The sequence below is a fragment of the Lysobacter sp. FW306-1B-D06B genome, assembly GCF_038446665.1.
In the GTDB taxonomy this organism is placed as follows: Bacteria; Pseudomonadota; Gammaproteobacteria; order Xanthomonadales; family Xanthomonadaceae; genus Lysobacter_J.
The window spans coordinates 2,512,303-2,530,946 of record NZ_CP151802.1 but is presented as its reverse complement, the minus strand read 5'-3'; the positions used below and the strand labels follow the sequence as shown (position 1 = coordinate 2,530,946).

The following is an 18,644-nucleotide window of genomic DNA, read 5'->3' as shown; positions in this document are numbered from 1 at the left end:
GGATGACGCCATGACGCGGATTGGGTGAGTCCCGACAGGGCTCACAGAACCTCGAAGGTTCCCGCACGTGGAACGCTCGACCTCCATCTCCACCGATGCCGATCCGCGCCCTGCCCGTTAAGCTTGTCCCATGACCGAATTCATCCCCCCCGGCACCCGCTGGTTCGACCTGCCCTCCCCGTTCCCGATGAAACGCGGCGGCGAACTGCAGGGCGCGCGCGTGGCTTTCGAAACCTGGGGCACGCTCAACGCCGCGCGCGACAACGCAGTGCTCATCGTCACCGGTCTCTCGCCCGATGCGCACGCGGCCAGCAACGAAGCCAATCCGGAAGCCGGATGGTGGGAAGCGATGATCGGCCCCGGCAAGCCGATCGACAGCGACCGCTGGTTCGTGATCTGCGTGAATTCGCTGGGCAGTTGCAAGGGTTCCACGGGTCCGGCGTCGATCAACCCGATCACAGGCGACCTGTATCGCCTCGACTTCCCCGACCTGTCGGTGGAAGACGGCGCCGACGCCTCGGCGCACCTCGTGCGCGGCCTGGGCATCGAGCATCTGGCCTGCCTCATCGGCAATTCGATGGGCGGCATGACCGCGCTGGCGTTCCTGCTGCGGCATCCGGGCCTGGCGCGCAACCACATCAACATTTCCGGCGCGGCGAAGGCATTGCCGTTCTCCATCGCGATCCGCTCGCTGCAACGCGAGGCGATCCGCCTGGACCCGAACTGGAACCACGGCCAGTACGACGACGCGCACTACCCCGAATCGGGCATGCGCATGGCGCGCAAGCTGGGCGTGATCACTTACCGCTCCGCGCTGGAGTGGGACGGCCGCTTCGGCCGCGTGCGGCTGGATTCCGATCGCGCGGACGAAGATCCGTTCGGACTGGAGTTCGAGGTCGAAAGCTATCTGGAAGGCCACGCGCGCCGTTTCGTGCGCCGGTTCGACCCCAACTGCTACCTCTATCTCAGCCGCTCGATGGACTGGTTCGACATCGGCGAATACGGCGGCGGGCTGGCCAGCATCCGGCTGGAGAAGGCGCTGGCGATCGGCGTGCACACCGACATCCTGTTCCCGTTGCAGCAGCAGGAGGAAATCGCCGACGGCCTTCGTGCCGGTGGCACGGAAGCGACCTTCCTGCCGCTGCCCTCGCCGCAGGGGCATGACGCGTTTCTGGTGGACATCGCCCGGTTCGGACCCGCCGTCGCGGACTTCCTGAACGCACTGCAGGCGCCCTCGGAGGGCGCGCGTACCGACGAGGATTGATGCGACGCAAGAAAGTGCGCGCCGGGGCCGCGATAGAATCGCCCCCATGAACGCCACCGACACGCTTCCCGACTTCGACTTCCCCGGCCACGACAAGCTAGTCGCCGCCATCGACGCCGCCGTGAGCCACGGCGACGAACACGCGGTCACCAGCGCGCTGCGCACCACGCTGTGCAGCATGATCCGCGACCGCGACGTGCGCCTGCCGGAGTGCGTGCACGAACCCATCACCGACCACTACGCCCGCCGCGAGCTCTATCGCAGCCGCGAGCACGGCTACAGCGTGGTCGCGATGACCTGGGGCCCCGGCCAGGGCACGCCGGTGCACGACCACAGCGGCCTGTGGTGCGTGGAAGGCGTGTGGGACGGCGAGCTCGAAATCACCCAGTACGAACTGCTCGAACGCGAAGGCGAGCGTTTCCGCTTCCGCGCCACCGGCGGCATGCACGCCGGCCCGGGCAGCGCCGGCAGCCTGATCCCGCCGCACGAGTACCACACGATCCGCAACGCCAGCGACGACGCCGTCGCCGTGTCGCTGCACATCTACAAGGCGCCGATGGAATCGTGCGCGACCTTCATGCCCGAGCAGGGCGAATGGTTCTCGCGCGTCGCCAAGGTGCTGTGCACCGACGACGTCGACTGAGCCTCGCGCCACAGTCCTGACCTTCGGCACCTTGGCCGCGACGCCCCGCGGCAGTAGCTTGGGCGCTCCCGACGACAGGAGCGCCCACGCGTGCTGATCGATTTCGTCCTTGCTTCCCTGCACCACCTGCTCGTCTTCGGCCTCATCGCCATGCTGGTGGCCGAAGCCAGCCTGCTGCGCGGCACGCTCGACCGCCAGGTCCTGCAACGTCTGGCCGGCATCGACATGGGCTACGGCATCTGCGCGATGCTGCTGATCGTGGTCGGCATCGCGCGCGTGGCGTTCGGCATCAAGGGCCACGATTTCTACCTGCACAACCCCTGGTTCCACGCCAAGGTGGGCGCCTTCTTGCTGGTCGGCCTGCTCTCGATCCTGCCGACGGTGCGTTTCCTGCGCTGGCGCAAGGCGCTGGCGGCCAACCCCATCTATGTGCCGGACGCGGCAGAGATCGCCAAGCTGCGCGGCATCGTCCGCTTCGAACTGCTCCTGCTGGCGGCGATCTTCGTTCTGGCTGCGGCCATGGCCCGCCACGGCGGCCTGGGCCTTTAACCGGCTGCCATCGACTCCGCCCTCGGCTATACTGCGCGCCCGCGCCGGAATGGCGGAATCGGTAGACGCAGCGGACTCAAAATCCGCCGCCCTTAAAAGCGTGTGGGTTCGAGTCCCACTTCCGGCACCAGGATTTCGAAAGGCCAGGTCTTACGACCTGGCCTTTTCGTTTTCTTCGGGTCGGCAGGCAGCATCCGATCGCCGTTCGCATCTCACACCACACTAACGAACCGCGCGACATTGTTCGCAGGCCCGGCGCCTGCGTGCCCGGTATCGCACCAATCGCCGTCCACCGTTTCCCGAAAACGCGAGGCCGCATCCGATGAGTGCCGTCGATCCCACCCCTCCCCCGCTTCCTGCGGAACTCGCCGCGCAGATCCAGGACAAGCCCGATGCGGCCACGTCGTCGACGACCTTGTCGATGTACCGCACGCGGCTGTCGGTATATCGCACGCAGGTGTCGAACCTGCGCTCGCACCTGGCCAACGAACGCACGCATCTGAGCTACCTGCGCACGACGGTGTCGCTGGTGGGCTTCGGCATCACGCTCAATCGCTTCAGCATTTACCTCATCCAGCAAGGCAAGGCGCCGGAGGGCACCCGGCCGCTGCTGGAGAACAGCGGGCAGGCCGGCATCGGGATGGTGGTGCTGGGGCTGATCCTGCTGGTGTGGTCGATCTACCGCTACTGGCGCGTCGGGGAAGACATCGAGAAAGGCCAGTACGTGGCGCGCCAGAAGGGCACGATCGTCGCCAGCTTTGGCCTGCTCGTCATGGGCGGGCTGACGGCCGTGTGGTTGTTCCTGTTCTGAGGTTTCGACCATGCCCATCGAACTGCTCACGTTCCTGCAGACCGCCCCGGCCGTCGCCGCGTCGCACACCTACACGTTGAGTGCATCGAAGGTCTTCCTGTTCTTCTTCATCATGCTGGGACCGTTGAAACTGATCGGCCCGTTCTTCATGCAGACCCGCGCGCTCCCGCCGGCGCAGGCGCGGGCGATAGCGTGGAAAGTGTTCGCGATCTCGGTGGCGGCGGTGCTGGTGGCCGCCTTCCTGGGCGCGTCACTGCTGCGGAAATGGCAGATCGCGCCGACCGTGATGCAACTCGCCGCCGGGCTGGTGTTCCTGCTGGTGGCATTGCAGATGGTCTTGTCGCAATACGAGCCGCCGACGCCACCCGCCGACGCGCCGCCGGAGCCGCAATTGATGCGCCTGGTGTTCCCCATCGCGGTCACGCCTTACGGCGTGGCTACCGTGATCGTGCTGATGGCGATCAGCGCGGACATGCAGCGTTCGGTGTCCGTGCTCGGGCTGGCGATCGCGGTGATGGCGCTGAACCTGCTGGCGATGCTGTTCGCACGCACCGTGATGCGCGGCTTCGGCCCGCTCGTGTTGCAGATCCTCGGCGCGGTGCTGGGCATCCTGCAGGTCGCGCTGGCGCTGCAGTTCATCGTGATGTCGCTGGGGCAGATGGGATTGCGCATCGTGACCTGACGGCGCGATGCGCGATCTCAACCGGCGAGACGCCGATACCGGATCGTGTCGGCCGCCCCAGGGGAGCCGATCATGCCGAACGAGACCTTCAGCGCCTACGACGACGCCGGCAATCGCTACACCGTCCATGTGCGCCGCACCTACATCGACACGCGCAGCGCGGCGGGGCAGCGGCGCGTGGAAGGACTGCGTTCGTATCACCTCAGCGACGGCGGCGCGGTGGACCGCATCGATGCGGACTGCTTCGCCATCGTCGCCAACGGCGTCGCGCTGCGGCTGCACCGACAGGGTGTCTGACCGACCGCCTCACACGCCGGCGTTCGTCACCCGGCGATAGCGCACTTCCACGGCTCGCGCCGCTTCGCCCTGGGGCGAGATGTTGGTCATGGTGATGATGAGCTGGTCGGGATCGGGCTGTTCGATCTCGGTGCGCCAGTCCCAGCGCGGACCGCCCTGCCCGTCGCCGTAGCTGCCCAGCACGTTGAAATGCTCCGCCGTCGCCGGGCCGGTGGAGAACATGATGCTGGTTCCGGTGCCGAAGCTTTCCACCCACGCGGACTCGTAGGCGTTGTCGTCCAGGTGCAGGCCGTAGAGGGCCAGCCCTTCGATCGGCTCTTCGTCGAAACGCGTGCGGTATTCGTGCAGCAGGAAGCGGCCATCGAGAACGCCGCGGATCGTGCCGCGCTGCGGCGCCTCGCATGCGACGTGGTCGGGCTGGAACCACAGGCGGAACGTCCCTTCCCATTCGCCGATCATCCCCGCCATGCGGCGGTGGGCACCGTTGGCGATGGAGGCTTCGAATTCCTTCTTTCCCATGTCGTGCTCCCGGTTGGGCGGGAGCACGCCCGCCGCTCAGGGCAGCAGCGTACCGAACACGACGCGGGAGCGCTCGTCGTAGATGCGCAGCCACAAGGCCTGCTGGCTTTTTTCGGCGCAGCGTTTGGCCTGCGGCAACACCGCAGCCAGCGCGGCTTCGGCGCTGGTGTAGTCAGCGGACGCTTCGGCAATCTGCTGTTGCATCAGGCCGCCGTCGTGGCGAGATAGTTCGACGCGGTACATGAGGGGCTCCTCCCGGCTGGGGGACGTCCTGTGGGACGTGGGGGGACGGATTCATAGGCTGCCTAGGTTTTCTGCCCGTCACAGTCAGCGCGGGCACTACGGCTTTGTAGGACTATCCCTACACTGCTCCAGCCGGGTCAGCTGAACCCGGTGATGATTCCTCTTGTCGATTTCTCCGTATGTGGCTGATTGCATGTGCCTGATCGCCCTCTCCTGGAAGCACCATCCCCGCTATCGGCTCGCCCTCATCGCCAATCGCGACGAGGCGCATGCCCGCCCGACGTCGCCGGCGGGCGCCGACCCGGACGATTCGACCGTCTACGGCGGCCGCGACCTGCTGGCCGGCGGCGGCTGGCTGATGGCGTCCACGCACGGGCGTCTGGCCGCCGTCACCAACGTGCGGGCCGGTCAGCCGGAGGGCACGATGCCGCGCTCGCGTGGAGCGCTGGTGCGCGGGTTCGCCGCCGGCCGCGCCAGCGCACAGGAGGCCCTCGCCTCCATCGCCCCGCACGCCGCCGAGTACGGCCGCTTCAACACCCTGGCCTATGACGGCCAGGAGCTCGCTTTCGCCAGCAATTACCCGGCCTTCCAGACGCACGCTGTCGCCCCCGGCCTGCACGCCATGTCCAATGGCGCGTTCGATGCGCCGTGGCCGAAGAGCGGGCACGCGACCCGCGCGCTGGAGCGCTGGCTCGCCAGCCCCGCCGCGCTCGACGGCGCCACCGACGACGCGGCCCTGTCCCCGTTGTTCGACGCCCTCGCCGACACCACGGCCGCACCGGACGACACGCTGCCCGACACCGGCGTCGGGCTCGAGCTGGAACGCCTGCTCTCCCCGCCGTTCGTGCGCGGCGAGCGTTACGGCACGCGCTGCAGTTCCGTGGTGCTGATCGAGGACGCGCGCATCACGTTCGTCGAACAGGGCTTCGGCCCGGACGGTGTGCGCCTGGGACGCACGCGCGCGACCTTCCCCATCGCCTGAACACGCCAGCGGTCCATCGGCGGCACGCTGCGATGCACGGACGTGCTATCCGCCGGAAAGCGGCGCGCCTACCATGGCGCCACCGCCCCCACGGCGCCATGGATCGTCCATGGACACCCTCCTCCACCTGATCGCCGTCTACGGCCTGCTGGTCGTCTTCGTCAGCGTGCTGCTCGACCAGGGCGGCATCCCGGTGCCGGCGTATCCGCCCATCATCCTCACCGCCGCCCTCGCCACCGACCAGGGCAAGAGCGTGTGGCCGATCGTGCTCGTGGCCGCGCTCGCCGCGGTGCTCGCGGACTGGCTCTGGTACGTCGGCGGACGCCGCCTCGGCGCGAAACTGCTGCGCCTGATGTGCCGGCTGTCGCTATCGCCGGACTCGTGCGTGCTGATGACGCGCGGCATCTACGGCCGATGGGGACCGCCGTCGCTGATCGTCGCCAAGTTCATCCCGGGCTTCGCCGCCGTGGCGACCACGCTCGCCGGCGAGACCGGTACCCGCCCGGGCCGCTTCCTGTTGTTCGATGGCATCGGCGCCTTGTTGTGGGCGGGCGTGGCGGTCGCGCTCGGCGCGGTCTTCCACGAGGCGGTCAACAGCGTGCTCGAACAACTCGAAGCGCTGGGCCGCATGACGGTGCCGGTGGTGCTCGCGCTGATCGCCGCGTTCGTGCTGTGGAAGTACTGGCGACGGGCGATGTTCCAGCGTCAGCTGCGCATGGCCAGGATCACGCCGTCGGAGCTGAAGCAGCTCATGGACGGTGAATCGCCTCCGCTGATCCTCGACGTGCGCCCCGAACCGCAGCGCGCACTCACCGGTTGGATCCCGGGCGCGGTGTTCGTGCAGACGGTCGCCGACGCCACGTTGATGCCGCGCGAGGAAGTGATCGTCTATTGCGACTGCCCGAGCGAGGCGTCGGCCGCCGTGCTGGCGCGCGCGCTCAACAAGCGCGGCTTCAAACGCGTGCGGCCGCTGGCGGGTGGTTTCAGCGCGTGGAAGAGCGACGGGAACCTCGTCGCGTTCGACTGAACCCTCAGGACGCCGACCAGGGCCACCAACCCCGTCCCGTGCTGGCGTAGCGATCGGCCGCGCGCTCGAAGCGGTTACGCACGCTGATGCCGCCCGACAGCAGGTACAGCGGCAGGAACAACGGGCCCAGCGCGAGGTATTGGTAGACATGCGCGCGTTCGTGATCGGCCAGCACGATCGGCGGTTCATCGCCATGGCCGGCCCGGTGCGCGTAGGTGACGCAGGGCGAATCCAGGTCGTCGCCGGTGTGCAGGATCACGTTGCCGAAGGTGATCGCCCCACCCGGCCCCCAGGGCCAGCGGTGGAAGACCAGCGCCATCTCGCGTCCGCGCCAGTGCGCATGCGCGCCGAACGCCAGTCCGAGCGCGCCGAGCAGCAGCCCGACCAGCGTATTGGGCAACGTCCACAGCGCGCCCAGCGCGATGAGCACTCGATGGAGCATGGGCAATCGTCGAAGCATCGGCATGCGCGCAGCCTAGCGCATCGCCTGCGTCTCCCCGGACGCGAACGATCGGACTCAGTCGCCCTCGGGAATGAGCAGCCAGAGGATCAGGTAGACGAGGATGCCGGGGAACGCGGCCGATGCGATGGACACGAGCACGTACAGCGCACGCAGCAGCGTGGAGTTCCAGCCGAAGCGGCGGGCGAAGCCGCCGATGACGCCGGCGACCATGCGGTCGTGACGGGAGCGGTAGAGCGTGCGCGTGGCGTTCATGGCGGCGCGTCCGGTGGCTGGATGCGCCGCCAGTCTAGCGCCCGGCGTCAGGGCGTCGCGTGACGAATCGCCGACAGCCGCGCGCCCAGCCACTGCGCCGACGGCACGGTGCCCTGGCCGGGGCAGCGCACGGCGTACGCCCGGCCGCTCATGCTGCTCTGGGTGCCGGCGCGTTCGATGAACTGCTCGGCGGTGGCGACCATGTCGCGCTTGCGCAGGTAGTCGTACTTGCGCTGCAGGTGCGCGCGCGCCTCGCCGGCCGGGTACCACGTGCCGTTGCGCTGGAACTCGCAGCCGGAGCGACCCAGTGCGTCGATGAGCTGACCGATCTCGCGCTGCGCCTGCGGCGGCGGAGCGGCCCAACCGGACATCGCGCCCAGCGCGAATACGAGACCCACCAGCGATGCCTGCAGTGCCCGCGACGCGTTCATGGCATCACTGTAGTCCGGCCAGCCACGGCCGCACGACGCCGGCCCAGATCGCGTAGCCGCTGGCATTCATGTGCAGCCGGTCCTCCACGAACAGTTCCGCACGCGGCTGCCCCTGCGCATCGAGCATCGGCAGGTAGACGTCGAGGTAATCCACGCCCGGCGCTTTCTGCGCGTACTCGCGCACGAGCGCATTGGCCTCGCGGATCTGCGGCAGCGTGGCTGCGCGCGACGGACTGGGCTTGATCGCCACGAAGCCGATCGTCACGTTCGGCAACTGCGCATGCACCTTCTCGACGAAGGCGGCGAAATCGTCGCGCACCTGCTGCGGGGTGCGGCCTTCCTGCAGGTCGTTGTCGCCGGCGTAGAACACCACGGCCCTGGGCTGGTACGGCGTGACGATGCGATCGGCGTAGTAGGTCGAATCGCGCACGCGCGAACCGCCGAAGCCGCGGTTGATGGTGGCCACGCCGGGGAAGTCGTCCGGCATCGTCTCCCACATCCGGATCGACGAGCTGCCCACGAACACCACGCCGCCCGGCCGGCGCCGCACTACGCTGTCGGCCTGTTCGAAGGCGACGATGTCGGCTTCCCACTGCGAGGAATCGGCGACGGGAACCGCGGCCGACGGGACGCTGTCGATCGGTTTGTGCGAAGCGCAGGCACCGAGCAGGGCCACGCAGAGAATCAGGGCAATTCGGGTCACGGGACGCGTCCTTCGAGAATCGCGCAAGTCTGACATGCGCGATGTCGAAACCATCTCGTCGGATGCGCGGAAGCAGACCTTCGTCACGCGGCGTGGACGGGTGCGCTTCAGGTGACGATAGGAACACGTCATGCCGCCGACGGCGCGTGTGTCGTCGACTGGGCGCAGGCGTCCCGCCTGCGCGGGACTCACGGCTTTTGCGCCCTACTTCGCCCGCTGCGCCAACCAGTCGTGGATCGCCTGCGGCACTTCGCGCTGCGCGCGGCTCGACACGTAGATGCCGATGTGGCCGCCACGGAACGACAGCTCGCTGTAGTCGTCGGTGCCGGTCAGTCCTTCCAGTGCCTTCGACGATGCCGGCGGCACGAGGTGGTCCTGTTCGGCGTAGATGTTGAGGATCGGCACCTCGATCTGGCGCAGGTCCACCGCGCGCCCGCCGATGTCGATGCCGCCCTTGATGAAACCGTTGCCCTGGTAGAACTGCTTGATGAACTGGCGGAACGCTTCGCCGGCCTGGTCGGGCGAATCGAAGATCCACTTCTCCATGCGCAGGAAATCCTCCAGCGCCTTCGGATCGTCCAGCACGTCCACCATGCCCACGTACTTCTGCACGAACAGCCGCCACGGCTTGAGCGTGAGGTAGCACCAGTTCATGACATCCGCCGGCACGTTGCCCAGCGTGTCGACGAACAGATCCACGTCCAGCCCGCGCGTCCAGTTGCCCAGCATGTTGTCGCTGGTGTGGAAGTCCACCGGCGTGACCATCGTGATGAGGTTGCGCAGCTTGTGCGGATTGAGCGCGGCGTAGCACAGCGAGAACGCGCCGCCCTGGCAGATGCCCAGCACGCTCACTGCGTCCATGCGGTACTCGCGGCGCAGGTGATCCACCGCGCCGCCGATGTAGCGCTGGATGTAATCCTCCAGCTCGAGATAGCGATCGGAGCGGTCCGGGTAGCCCCAGTCGAGCACGTACACGTCCTCGCCGCGTTCGAGCAGGCCGCGCACGATCGACTTGTCGTTCTGAAGGTCCACCATGTACGGCCGGTTCACCAGCGCGTAGACGATCAGCAGCGGAACGCGCGCGGTCGGCGCACGGTCGCCGCGGAAGCGGTACAACGCGACCTTGCCGTCGCGCCAGACTTCCTCGCGCGCGGTCGCGCCGTAGTCGATGTCGTGCACCTGGTGCAGCGTGTCCAGGCCGGCGCGCAGCTTGGCCTGGAAGCGGAGCGATTCCTGCGCCAGCGTGTCGGGCGTGAAGCCCAGTGGACCGAATCCGTCCATCAGCGCGCCCTCCCCGTCTTGCCGGCGGTCTTGGCAGCGGTCTTCTTCACCGCCTTCTTTGCAGGCTTCGTCGCCGCCGATGCCTTGCGCGGTGCGGCCGGTCGCGGCGGCGGTTCGGCAGGCGCGGCGCGTGGGGCGCGCGGCGCTTCCTCCGACGGCCCGCGCGCGTGCAGCGCATCGCGCAGTCGACGCAGCTCGCGTTCCAGCTCCACGATCTTGCGATGCGCCGAATCCACTTCCGTCCGCGTGGGCATGCCGAACTGCGTGCTCAGCTGCTCGACTTCCTTCTGCATCCGGCCGCGCAGCGTCATCTGTGCGTTGACCAGCGCGGCGTAGGCGTCACGGAAGCGCGGCGACAACGCGATGTCCGCATACGCCTCCTCGGCGGCGTCGATCCACAGGTCGAACAGCGCACGCACGGAGTCCAGCTGCTTGCCCGGCGCGCTGCGCTCCTCCAGCTTTCGCTCGAAGCGCGTGAAGGCGTCCTGCCCGGCCTCGGCCAGCAGCGTCTGGTAGGCCTGGCTCTGCGATTGCATGTCCATCTGCGCCTGGGCGAGATGCTGCCAGCGCTCCTGGTGCTCGCGCGCGAAACCGAACGCGGGCAGATCCAGCCACGAGCGCCCTTCGCGCTGCATCGACTGCAGCCACGGTGCGAACGCCTCGAACCATTTCGACGGATCGGTCTGCGCACTGCCCGGCATGCTGGCGAACATCTGCGCGAACGGGTTGGCGCCGTCGCCGCCCAGCGCCTGTTTCCACGCCGATGCGATATCCGCCGCATTCGCCTGGCGCCCGGCGAACTGCGCCGCCAGCTGCTGCATCTGCCCGAACCAGCCCTGCGCCTGCGCGTTGAAGCGCGACACGGCCTCGTCGCCCTGCGGCAGGCCACCGCGCGCGAACTGCGACCACCAGCCGATCGCTTCGTTCCAGCCCGGCATCGCCGTACCGGAGGACTGGGGCTGCGTCGCACGCAGGGCATCGCCCCACGCGCTCCAGTAACGCCGGCCCCACGCTTCAAGATCGTCCACGCCCTGCATCGCCATCACCGCCATCGGGGAAGACGGCGATGGTATCAATGCCGCGACCACGCCCATGTGACAGGCGCCGCGGCGGCGCTCAGGGCTTGGGAATGCGCAGCGTCTTGCTGATCATCAGCGAGCCCGACAGCGCGAACATCAGCACCAGCGGATGGAACTGCCACGGTCCCAGCTGGACCATGCCCAGCCACAGGTTGTCGCCGATCGCGCCTTGCGAGGCGGCGACGGCCAGCACGATCACCAGCGCCAGGCTGGTCGGGATCGGCGTGCCCTCGAAGTACTTCACCTTGTCGTCGCCGCCGGACAGCGCCTCGGCGGTGACGTTGTAGCGCGCCAGGCGGCTCACGCCGCAGCCGACGAAGTAGCTCAGCACGATCCAGTCCCAGCCGCCCTGCAGGCCGCAGGCATAGGCCAGGGCCGCGGGCGCGACGCCGAAGGAGATCACGTCGGCCAGCGAATCCAGCTCGCGCCCGAGCGTGGACGCCGACTTGCGCCAGCGCGCCACGCGTCCGTCCAGCGCGTCGAAGATGAAGGCCAGCGGGATAAGCGCCATGCCGATGAGCAGGTCGTTCACCACCCCGTCCTGCAGGAAGCGCATCGCGGCGAAGATCGCGCCGGTGCCGCAGAAGGCGTTGGCCAGCGTGAACCAGTCGGCGAGGTGGAACTCGCGCAACATCGAGAAATGGCGACGCGGCATGCGGCGCTCCGTGTGCGGGAAGCCCCCAGCGTGCCGCAACGGGTGTGAAGCCAGCAAGAGGCAAAAGGATAAGCACGGGGCTTTCAGACAAAAGCTCCCTCTCAGGCCAGAGCCCCTCTCCCGCTTGCGGGAAAGGGCTTGGGTGAGGGCAACGAAGTCGTTGCACAGGGCAGCGAGTGCCTTACAGCACCGCGCAGCCATCGCGTGAGGCTCCGCCTCCCTCATCCACCCCCGGATCACGTCCCGGGCAGGCTCTTCGGGCCCCTTCTCCCGCAAGCGGGAGAAGGGTCAATCGCGCGGCATCGCCAGATCCGACGCCTGCAACGCCTTCCCCGCCCCGCGCGGCGTCGTTTCGATCACCGCGTCGCTCGGCAACGTACCGCCACCGTCCAGGTGCGCGCTCACCCGATCCAGCGCCGCATACACGTAAGGCAGCAGCGGCACGTAGCGCGCGCCGTAGTCCGGCAATCCCAGGAACGCGTCGAAATGCTGCGCGTTGCGCACCTGCCAGTAGCGCACGTCGCGACCGGCGGCCTGGGCCGCGCGCACGTACGGCACGCTGCTGAAGGCGGGCGGGATCAGGCCGTCGTCGGTGCCGTGGATGACCACCATCGGCACACCATCGCGCGGCAGGCCCGCGCGCGTTTCCGCCACGCCCTGCTTCACCCGCCGGGCGTTGTCGTCGTCGCCGGTCCACAGCCCGCGCAGGCATTGCAGCGTGGTGAGTGGCGAGGTCGGGTTGGGTTCCACGATGTTCACGCCCGCGCCGGGCGGTATGCCGCTGGCGTCCGACCACCAGGCCGCGCGTTCGGCCGCGGTGGCGGCGCGCGGGCTGAAATTGGCATCGAGCGCGCTGTAGCGGTTGCCGCACGGCAGTTCGCCGAAACCGTAGCGACCGTAGGCCGACGCATAGGTCACCGCCACCGCGCGCCACAGATCGAAGCCGACCGACAGCGCACCGGCGCGCAGGGCCTGGTCGGTCCAGCCGGCGGCTTTCATCGCTTCGTACGCCGAGCGCGCCTGCGCCGCGGTGTCGTCGCCCTGGATCGCGCCGCTCGCCTTCAACGCCGCGCAGCGCTGCGCCCACAGCGGCGCGACCTGCGCCGACAACGGCGGCTGCGGCAGGTTCTGCAGGTGGAGCAGCGCGCAGGGCATCAGCAGCGCCGCCTGCGTCGTGTAGTCGTACAGCGGACGCGCGCCTTCGACGTACACGTTCGGCTCGCCCGCCACCACGGCGTCGAGCCAGTCGCCGTCCAGTTCCGCCGCGCGCAGCACCGCGCCGCCGCCGTTGGACAGTCCCACCGCGATCACCCGCGTATTGCCGAAATCGAACGGCGCGGACTGCGGAAATGCCGCGTCCAGCGATTGCAGCGCGAATTGCGCCGCCTGCTTTACGTGGCGGCCCCAATCGGCCTCGGGGTTGTCTTTGGAATGCGCATGCTTGAAGGCCACGCCGGACGACGCCGTGGTCACCGGCTCGAACGCCATGCCTTCGCCGCGCGCAACGACCGTGCCGTCCGCACGCACGCCCTGCCCCGCATCCAGGTCGAAATAGTCCGTGCCCGCGCCCTTGTCGGTGTACGCCACCGCGCAACCCTTCGGCAGGCCCCAGGCGCCGGCCACGGCAATCGCGCCGTAGATGCCGCGCGAACCCGACGAAGCCGTGACCACCACGCAGCGCTTGCCCGCATCGAATGCATCGGGAATCTGCACCAGCACGCGGTGCGGCTGGCTCGCACCGGCGACAGTGGCGAACGCGCTGAACTCACGGCCCGGCACCGCGGCGACGCTGCCGTAGAGCTCGCCATAACCGCCGCCCGGCGCGAGGTCGGCGATGCCGCGCCAGTTGGCCCACAGCGCACGACGGCGCAGTTCGGCCGGCGTGGGATGTTCGGCATCGGCGAACGCGGGCGGCGTGATCGCACGCAACCCCGCCAGCCCGAGCCCGCCGGTGAGCAGGTCGTCGTTGCCGCGATGTTCGGTCGTGCGCGATTGCGAGAACACCGGCGCAGCCTCCTTCGCGATGCGTGGACGGGATGTGGCACAGGCGGCCAGCGCGAGCGCGGCCCCGGCGACGACGGCGATGCGGACGCAGGTCGGGTTCATGCGGCGAGCCTAGCAAGGCCCTGCGCCACGCCCATCGTACTTTCGTACCAGCACGGCGCCGCCCCGGATGCGCGCACGCTTGCTAGGCTGGTGCCATGCCGACCCTGCTGATCGCCGACGACCACCCGCTGTTCCGCGCCGCGCTGCGGCAGGCGGCGATGGAGGCCGTGGCGGAGGCGGAGATCCAGGAAGCCGGCAGCCTCGATGCGGTGCTCGCCGCGCTGGAGGCCGACGGCGGCATCGACCTGGTCCTGCTCGACCTGCACATGCCGGGCAATCACGGCCTGGCCGGGCTGGCGGCGATCCGCGCGCAGTACCCCGGCGTGGCGGTGGTGGTGGTGTCGGCCAACGACGACCCGCGCGTGGTGCGTCGTGCGCTCGACCACGGCGCCGCCGGCTACTTGCCCAAGAGCGCCGGCCTGGACGAACTGCGCGACGCCATCCGCGCCGTGCTCGCCTGCGAGCAATGGCTGCCCGCGTCGCTGCGTGCGGCGGTGGCGCGCATGCAGAGCGACAGCGGCGACGCCGACCTCGCCGCGCGCCTGGCGAGCCTGTCGCCGCAACAGTTCCGCGTGCTCACGCTGGTGGCGCAGGGCCTGCTCAACAAGCAGATCGCCGACCGCCTGGACGTGCAAGAACGCACGGTGAAGGCGCACCTGTCGGCGATCTTCGAACGTCTGGGCGTGCGCAACCGCACGCAGGCCAGTGTCGTGCTGCGCGAACTGGAACTGGCTGATCCGGCGCGGCAGTTGGCGTCCTGATTTTCAGTCCGTTGCAGCCCCTCTATCGCCGTCATCCCGGCGAAGGCCGGGACCCAGGCTGTCACGTCATCCGCTCCATCTCGTCATTCCAGCGAAAGCTGGAATCCATTTGGCTGTTCGAGGCCGGGTAAGCAGATGGACAGGCAAGAGCAACATGGATCCCAGCTTTCGCTGGGATGACGGAATGGAAGTCTTCACGCGTGACGGCCTGGGTCCCGGCCTTCGCCGGGATGACGGATTGCGAGAATGTCGGTTCGAGACGTTGAGGGACGCCCCGCCTCACGACAACTCCAACTCCCGCGCCGCCAGCACGTAGCCCGGGTAAGCGCAGCGCACCCGGGTTTCGACCCGTGAGCCGATCTGGAAACCCGGGTGCGCTGCGCTTACCCGGGCTACGAATGCGTCAGGACAACTCGAGCTCCCGCGCCACCAGCGCACGGTCGAGCACCGACTTCAACGCCAGCGGTTTCACAGGTTTGGCGAGCAGCGACAACCCCGCTTCATGCACGGCGCGGCGCACGTCCTCGCCACGATCGGCGCTGAGGATCAGCGTCGGACGCGCGCCGAACTGCGACGCCAACCGCTGCGTCAGCAGTACGCCGGTATCGCCGTCGTCGAGGTGGTAGTCGAACAGCCACAACGCAGCCGGCGCGCGATGCAGCGCGGCCTCCGCTTCCACGCCGTCGAGCGCGGTGACCACGTCATAGCCCCAGCGTTGCAGCACGGTCGCCAGCGCGTCCATCGCCAACGGATCGTTGTCGACCAGCAGCACGCGCAGCGGCCCGTCTTCGCGCATCGCCACGGCGTGCGACGCGGCGGCTGGACGCGCTGCCTGCGCGACGCGCACCGCGAACACCGTGCCCGCGCCGATCCGGCTGCGCAGCGACAGCGGTGCGTCGAGCAGTTGCGCGATGCGCTCGGCGATCGACAGGCCCAGCCCCAATCCCTGCCCCGGCGCGTCTTCGCCGCGACGGAATTCCTCGAAGATCGCCGCCCGCTGGTCGTCGGCGATGCCGGGCCCGGTGTCGTGCACTTCGATGCGCAACCCGTCGCCGTCACGGCGCACGCCCAGCAGCACACTGCCGCGCGGCGTGTAACGCACGGCGTTGGCGAGGAAGTTCTGCAGCACGCGGCGCAGCAGCTGCGGATCGCTGTGCGTCCAGCCGCGCGTGCCGACAAAGCGGAACGCCAACCCACGCGCAGCGGAGATCGCGCGGAACTCCGAAGCCAGCGGCTCCAGCACGTCGGCCAGCGGGAAGGCGCGCGGCTGCGGCACCAGGCCGCCGGCTTCCAGTCGCGACATGTCGAGCAGGCCGGTCAGCAGGTCGTTGGTGGAATCCAGCGCGCCGCCAATCTGCGCCACGGTTTCGCGCTGGCGCGCGTCGTGCACCTGCTGGCCCAGCGCATCGGCGAACAACTGCGCGGCGTGCAGCGGCTGCATCAGGTCGTGGCCGATGGCGGCGAGGAAGCGGCTCTTGGCTTCGTTCGCACGTTCGGCCTCGCGCTTGGCGACTTCCAGATCCGCGGTGCGCTCCACGACGCGCTGCTCCAGCGTCTCGTTCGCCATGATCAGACCGGCCTCGGCGCGGCGGAACGCGGTGACGTCGGTGAAGGTGGCGACGAAGCCACCGCCCGGCATCGGGTTGCCGCGGATCTCGACGATGCTGCCGTCGGGCAGCACGCGCTCGGACAGGTGCAGCGTGCCGGCGCGCATGAAGGCCAGGCGGCGTTCCAGTGCGCGTTCCAGCTCGCGTTCGCTCCAGGCGCGTGCGGGCAGGCGCTGCAATGCCCAGCGCGAGAGTTCGGCGATCGGGCGCCCCACCTGCAGCAGCTCCGGCGGGAAATCGAACAGCTCGGCGTAGCGGCGATTCCACGCGACCAGGCGCAGGTCGGCATCAACCACGCTGATGCCCTGGCTCATGTTCTGCAATGCGGCTTCGAGCACGCGCTGGTTGAAGCGCAGGTCGGCCGAGGCTTCGCCGACGATCGCCGCGACCGTGTCCAGGTCGTGCCCGGTGGCGCGTCGCGCCGCGTCGAGCAGCACACGCGCCGACGCCGAACCCAACACCGCAGCCAGTTCGCGCTCGATGCGCGCTTCGATGGGCGCCGGCACCGGGCCCTCGCCCGGGCCGTCTTCCAGCAGCTGCGCCACGCGCTCGCGCGGCAGGAAGCGCAGGCCGGCGTCGCGCAACGTGCGCACGTCCAGGCCGCGATGCGCGCGACGCGGCGCCTCGCGCCGCCACAACGCCGCGACCACCGTCGCCAGCGTGCCGACGAACAGGCTCGCGCCGACCGCGCGCCCCAGGCGGCTCCAGCCCGTCAGCCCGAACAGGCCGTCGGGCGCGAGCCAGCCCATGCCGAACGGCCCGGCGTCGATCCACGCCGGCGGCGTGCCGCGCGCTTCGAAGGTCATCGGCAGCAACAGCACCCACGCCCATGCCGCGAAGCCGGCCACGATCCCGATCACCGCCGCGCGCGCCGGCGTCTGCGGTCGCCACACCGCGAAGCACAGCACCGGCGCCAGCGTCGCCAGCGCCGAGAACGACACCGCGCCCACGTCGGCCAGCGCGTCGCTGCCCGCGAGCAGGCGGCTGTACGCCCACGCCAGCAGCATGATCGCGACGATGCCGCAGCGACGCAGCGCGATCACGCTTCCGCGCAGATCGCTGCCGTCGTTGCGCGACCACGCACCGCGCAGCAGGCCGGGCGCGAACCAGTGGTTGCCGATCATCAGGCTGAGCGTGAGCGTGCTCACCACCACCATGCCGGTCGCCGCGCTGAGGCCGCCGAGGAAGGCGAACAGCGCCAGGCCTTCCTGCCCCTGCGACAGCGGCAGTGCCAGCACGTACAGGTCCGACGGCACGCCGGTCCCGGCCAGCAGAGCCTGCCCCGCCGTCGCCAGCGGCAGCACCGGCAGCGCGATCAGCACCAGGTACAGCGGAAACTGCCAACGCGCGGTGCGCACGTCGCGCTCGTCGCGGCACTCGACCACGCCGACGTGGAACTGGTGCGGCAGGATGAACATCGCCAGCGCGCCCAGCAGCACCAGCGGTGCGAAGCCATCGGCCGCGCGCGGCGGCGGCGGTGCGGTCGCGCCCTGCGGCAGCTCGCCCAGGCCGAACCAGACGAACGCGCCCAGCGCCAGCATCGCGGCGAGCTTGAACACCGATTCGAACGCCATCGCCAGCACCAGGCCGCGGTTGTGCTCGGCAGCGCTCGCGCGGCGCGTGCCGAACAGCATCGCGAACAACGCCATCGCCAGCGCGACGTACAGCGCGCTGTCCTGCCACGCCGGCGCGGCGGCGCCCTCGGCGGTGCGCGTGGTGAGCATGGCGAAACTCATCGCCACGGCTTTCAGTTGCAGCGCGATGTACGGGATCAGGCCCAGCGCGGCGATCAGCGTCACCGTCGCCGCCAGCCACGCGTCCTTGCCCAGGCGCGTGGCGATGAGGTCGGCGAGCGAGGTCGCATTCGTCTCGCGCGACAGGCGCACGAGCTTCACCATGAAGGCGATCGCCAGTCCGTACAGCAGGATCGCGCCCAGGAAGGTCGGCGGCAGCGGCCAGCCGTAGCGCGCGGCCTGCGTCACGGTGCCGTAGAAGGTCCACGAGGTGCAGTGCACCGCCAGCGAGAGCGCATACACATGGCGCCATTGCCGCGCCAGCACGGTCGGCCGGCGCTCGGCGTACAACGCCGTGCCGAACATCAGCGCCAGCCACGCCAGGCTGGCGAGGGCGACGGTGGTGAAGCTCAGCATGGGCACGCGGTTCGGCTCATGGCTGCAGGATAGCGAAAGCGGCGCGCATTCGATTTCTTCGCCCGCCCTCTCAGAAGATCTGGAGCCCCTCTACCACCGGGAGAGGGGTTGGGGTGAGGGGCAACGGAGTGTCAAGGGA

General features: G+C 69.2%; 20 protein-coding genes and 1 tRNA gene. 10 read left to right on the top strand and 11 right to left on the bottom strand.

The window, feature by feature from the left end:
* The first annotated feature begins 130 nt into the window (after positions 1 to 130).
* From AAFF32_RS11650 to AAFF32_RS11620, 7 genes are all read left to right on the top strand, one after another.
* Positions 131 to 1,264 carry a homoserine O-acetyltransferase gene (locus AAFF32_RS11650; RefSeq protein WP_216958215.1) on the top strand — a complete coding sequence of 378 codons (1,134 nt, stop codon included), beginning with the start codon at positions 131 to 133 and terminating at the stop codon, positions 1,262 to 1,264.
* A gap of 46 nt (positions 1,265 to 1,310) precedes the next feature.
* Entirely contained in the window at positions 1,311 to 1,907 is a 597-nt protein-coding gene (locus AAFF32_RS11645) for a cysteine dioxygenase family protein (protein ID WP_216958217.1), read from the top strand.
* 90 nt (positions 1,908 to 1,997) lie between these two features.
* Positions 1,998 to 2,456, top strand: a complete 459-nt coding sequence (locus AAFF32_RS11640) for a DUF2214 family protein (protein WP_342315258.1) — start codon at positions 1,998 to 2,000, stop codon at positions 2,454 to 2,456.
* Between the two features lie 43 nt (positions 2,457 to 2,499).
* A tRNA-Leu gene (locus AAFF32_RS11635) sits at positions 2,500 to 2,586 on the top strand.
* Positions 2,587 to 2,778: 192 nt separating this feature from the next.
* Positions 2,779 to 3,267 (top strand): DUF202 domain-containing protein, encoded by a 489-nt coding sequence (locus AAFF32_RS11630; protein WP_216958269.1) that lies wholly within the window; start codon positions 2,779 to 2,781, stop codon positions 3,265 to 3,267.
* 10 nt (positions 3,268 to 3,277) lie between these two features.
* Positions 3,278 to 3,949 (top strand): MarC family protein, encoded by a 672-nt coding sequence (locus tag AAFF32_RS11625; RefSeq protein WP_216958271.1) that lies wholly within the window; start codon positions 3,278 to 3,280, stop codon positions 3,947 to 3,949.
* Between the two features lie 72 nt (positions 3,950 to 4,021).
* Positions 4,022 to 4,246 (top strand): hypothetical protein, encoded by a 225-nt coding sequence (locus tag AAFF32_RS11620; RefSeq protein ID WP_216958273.1) that lies wholly within the window; start codon positions 4,022 to 4,024, stop codon positions 4,244 to 4,246.
* Between the two features lie 9 nt (positions 4,247 to 4,255).
* On the opposite strand, the gene AAFF32_RS11615 is transcribed toward AAFF32_RS11620, so the two are convergent.
* Entirely contained in the window at positions 4,256 to 4,765 is a 510-nt protein-coding gene (locus AAFF32_RS11615; protein ID WP_216958275.1) for a DUF1579 family protein, read from the bottom strand.
* Positions 4,766 to 4,801: 36 nt separating this feature from the next.
* Positions 4,802 to 5,008 (bottom strand): hypothetical protein, encoded by a 207-nt coding sequence (locus AAFF32_RS11610; RefSeq protein WP_216958277.1) that lies wholly within the window; start codon positions 5,006 to 5,008, stop codon positions 4,802 to 4,804.
* 193 nt (positions 5,009 to 5,201) lie between these two features.
* On the opposite strand from AAFF32_RS11610, the gene AAFF32_RS11605 reads away from it, so the two are divergent.
* Positions 5,202 to 5,990, top strand: a complete 789-nt coding sequence (locus tag AAFF32_RS11605) for an NRDE family protein (protein WP_342315257.1) — start codon at positions 5,202 to 5,204, stop codon at positions 5,988 to 5,990.
* Between the two features lie 109 nt (positions 5,991 to 6,099).
* On the top strand, positions 6,100 to 7,017 hold the full coding sequence (locus AAFF32_RS11600) for a rhodanese-like domain-containing protein (RefSeq protein ID WP_216958281.1): 918 nt from the start codon (positions 6,100 to 6,102) through the stop codon (positions 7,015 to 7,017).
* A 4-nt stretch (positions 7,018 to 7,021) separates the two neighbouring features.
* On the opposite strand, the gene AAFF32_RS11595 is transcribed toward AAFF32_RS11600, so the two are convergent.
* From AAFF32_RS11595 to AAFF32_RS11560, 8 genes are all read right to left on the bottom strand, one after another.
* Complete coding sequence (locus AAFF32_RS11595; RefSeq protein ID WP_254200138.1) at positions 7,022 to 7,459, bottom strand: hypothetical protein; 438 nt, start codon at positions 7,457 to 7,459, stop codon at positions 7,022 to 7,024.
* A 75-nt stretch (positions 7,460 to 7,534) separates the two neighbouring features.
* Positions 7,535 to 7,732: a PspC domain-containing protein gene (locus AAFF32_RS11590; protein WP_216958285.1), complete on the bottom strand. Its 198-nt coding sequence runs from the start codon at positions 7,730 to 7,732 to the stop codon at positions 7,535 to 7,537.
* A 47-nt stretch (positions 7,733 to 7,779) separates the two neighbouring features.
* A complete protein-coding gene (locus AAFF32_RS11585) occupies positions 7,780 to 8,103 on the bottom strand; it encodes a DUF5329 domain-containing protein (protein ID WP_342317265.1) in 324 nt (107 codons plus the stop codon).
* Between the two features lie 64 nt (positions 8,104 to 8,167).
* Entirely contained in the window at positions 8,168 to 8,902 is a 735-nt protein-coding gene (locus AAFF32_RS11580; RefSeq protein WP_216958287.1) for an SGNH/GDSL hydrolase family protein, read from the bottom strand.
* Positions 8,903 to 9,070: 168 nt separating this feature from the next.
* Positions 9,071 to 10,147, bottom strand: a complete 1,077-nt coding sequence (locus tag AAFF32_RS11575; protein ID WP_342315256.1) for a class III poly(R)-hydroxyalkanoic acid synthase subunit PhaC — start codon at positions 10,145 to 10,147, stop codon at positions 9,071 to 9,073.
* Entirely contained in the window at positions 10,147 to 11,190 is a 1,044-nt protein-coding gene (gene phaE, locus AAFF32_RS11570) for a class III poly(R)-hydroxyalkanoic acid synthase subunit PhaE (RefSeq protein WP_342315255.1), read from the bottom strand. Before phaE ends, AAFF32_RS11575 begins: the two co-directional genes overlap by 1 nt.
* 73 nt (positions 11,191 to 11,263) lie before the next feature.
* Entirely contained in the window at positions 11,264 to 11,881 is a 618-nt protein-coding gene (locus AAFF32_RS11565; protein WP_216958293.1) for a phosphatidylcholine/phosphatidylserine synthase, read from the bottom strand.
* A gap of 288 nt (positions 11,882 to 12,169) precedes the next feature.
* Entirely contained in the window at positions 12,170 to 13,987 is a 1,818-nt protein-coding gene (locus AAFF32_RS11560) for a 3-hydroxybutyrate oligomer hydrolase family protein (RefSeq protein WP_342315254.1), read from the bottom strand.
* A gap of 95 nt (positions 13,988 to 14,082) precedes the next feature.
* Between AAFF32_RS11560 and AAFF32_RS11555 the strand changes: the two genes are divergently transcribed.
* Positions 14,083 to 14,748: a response regulator transcription factor gene (locus AAFF32_RS11555; RefSeq protein WP_216958298.1), complete on the top strand. Its 666-nt coding sequence runs from the start codon at positions 14,083 to 14,085 to the stop codon at positions 14,746 to 14,748.
* Positions 14,749 to 15,151: 403 nt separating this feature from the next.
* On the opposite strand, the gene AAFF32_RS11550 is transcribed toward AAFF32_RS11555, so the two are convergent.
* A complete protein-coding gene (locus AAFF32_RS11550; protein WP_342315253.1) occupies positions 15,152 to 18,505 on the bottom strand; it encodes a PAS-domain containing protein in 3,354 nt (1,117 codons plus the stop codon).
* Positions 18,506 to 18,644 lie beyond the last annotated feature (139 nt).

Bases quoted from the DNA above. Each gene is read 5' to 3' on its own strand.
- AAFF32_RS11550 (WP_342315253.1), bottom strand. From the start codon at position 18,505: ATGCTGAGCTTCACCACCGTCGCCCTCGCCAGCCTGGCGTGGCTGGCG.
- AAFF32_RS11555 (WP_216958298.1), top strand. From the start codon at position 14,083: ATGCCGACCCTGCTGATCGCCGACGACCACCCGCTGTTCCGCGCCGCG.
- AAFF32_RS11595 (WP_254200138.1), bottom strand. From the start codon at position 7,459: ATGCTCCATCGAGTGCTCATCGCGCTGGGCGCGCTGTGGACGTTGCCC.
- AAFF32_RS11565 (WP_216958293.1), bottom strand. From the start codon at position 11,881: ATGCCGCGTCGCCATTTCTCGATGTTGCGCGAGTTCCACCTCGCCGAC.
- AAFF32_RS11645 (WP_216958217.1), top strand. From the start codon at position 1,311: ATGAACGCCACCGACACGCTTCCCGACTTCGACTTCCCCGGCCACGAC.
- AAFF32_RS11600 (WP_216958281.1), top strand. From the start codon at position 6,100: ATGGACACCCTCCTCCACCTGATCGCCGTCTACGGCCTGCTGGTCGTC.
- AAFF32_RS11610 (WP_216958277.1), bottom strand. From the start codon at position 5,008: ATGTACCGCGTCGAACTATCTCGCCACGACGGCGGCCTGATGCAACAG.
- AAFF32_RS11585 (WP_342317265.1), bottom strand. From the start codon at position 8,103: ATGTCCGGTTGGGCCGCTCCGCCGCCGCAGGCGCAGCGCGAGATCGGT.
- AAFF32_RS11605 (WP_342315257.1), top strand. From the start codon at position 5,202: ATGTGCCTGATCGCCCTCTCCTGGAAGCACCATCCCCGCTATCGGCTC.
- phaE (WP_342315255.1), bottom strand. From the start codon at position 11,190: ATGGCGATGCAGGGCGTGGACGATCTTGAAGCGTGGGGCCGGCGTTAC.
- AAFF32_RS11630 (WP_216958269.1), top strand. From the start codon at position 2,779: ATGAGTGCCGTCGATCCCACCCCTCCCCCGCTTCCTGCGGAACTCGCC.
- AAFF32_RS11615 (WP_216958275.1), bottom strand. From the start codon at position 4,765: ATGGGAAAGAAGGAATTCGAAGCCTCCATCGCCAACGGTGCCCACCGC.
- AAFF32_RS11650 (WP_216958215.1), top strand. From the start codon at position 131: ATGACCGAATTCATCCCCCCCGGCACCCGCTGGTTCGACCTGCCCTCC.
- AAFF32_RS11560 (WP_342315254.1), bottom strand. From the start codon at position 13,987: ATGAACCCGACCTGCGTCCGCATCGCCGTCGTCGCCGGGGCCGCGCTC.
- AAFF32_RS11620 (WP_216958273.1), top strand. From the start codon at position 4,022: ATGCCGAACGAGACCTTCAGCGCCTACGACGACGCCGGCAATCGCTAC.
- AAFF32_RS11580 (WP_216958287.1), bottom strand. From the start codon at position 8,902: ATGTCAGACTTGCGCGATTCTCGAAGGACGCGTCCCGTGACCCGAATT.
- AAFF32_RS11575 (WP_342315256.1), bottom strand. From the start codon at position 10,147: ATGGACGGATTCGGTCCACTGGGCTTCACGCCCGACACGCTGGCGCAG.
- AAFF32_RS11625 (WP_216958271.1), top strand. From the start codon at position 3,278: ATGCCCATCGAACTGCTCACGTTCCTGCAGACCGCCCCGGCCGTCGCC.
- AAFF32_RS11590 (WP_216958285.1), bottom strand. From the start codon at position 7,732: ATGAACGCCACGCGCACGCTCTACCGCTCCCGTCACGACCGCATGGTC.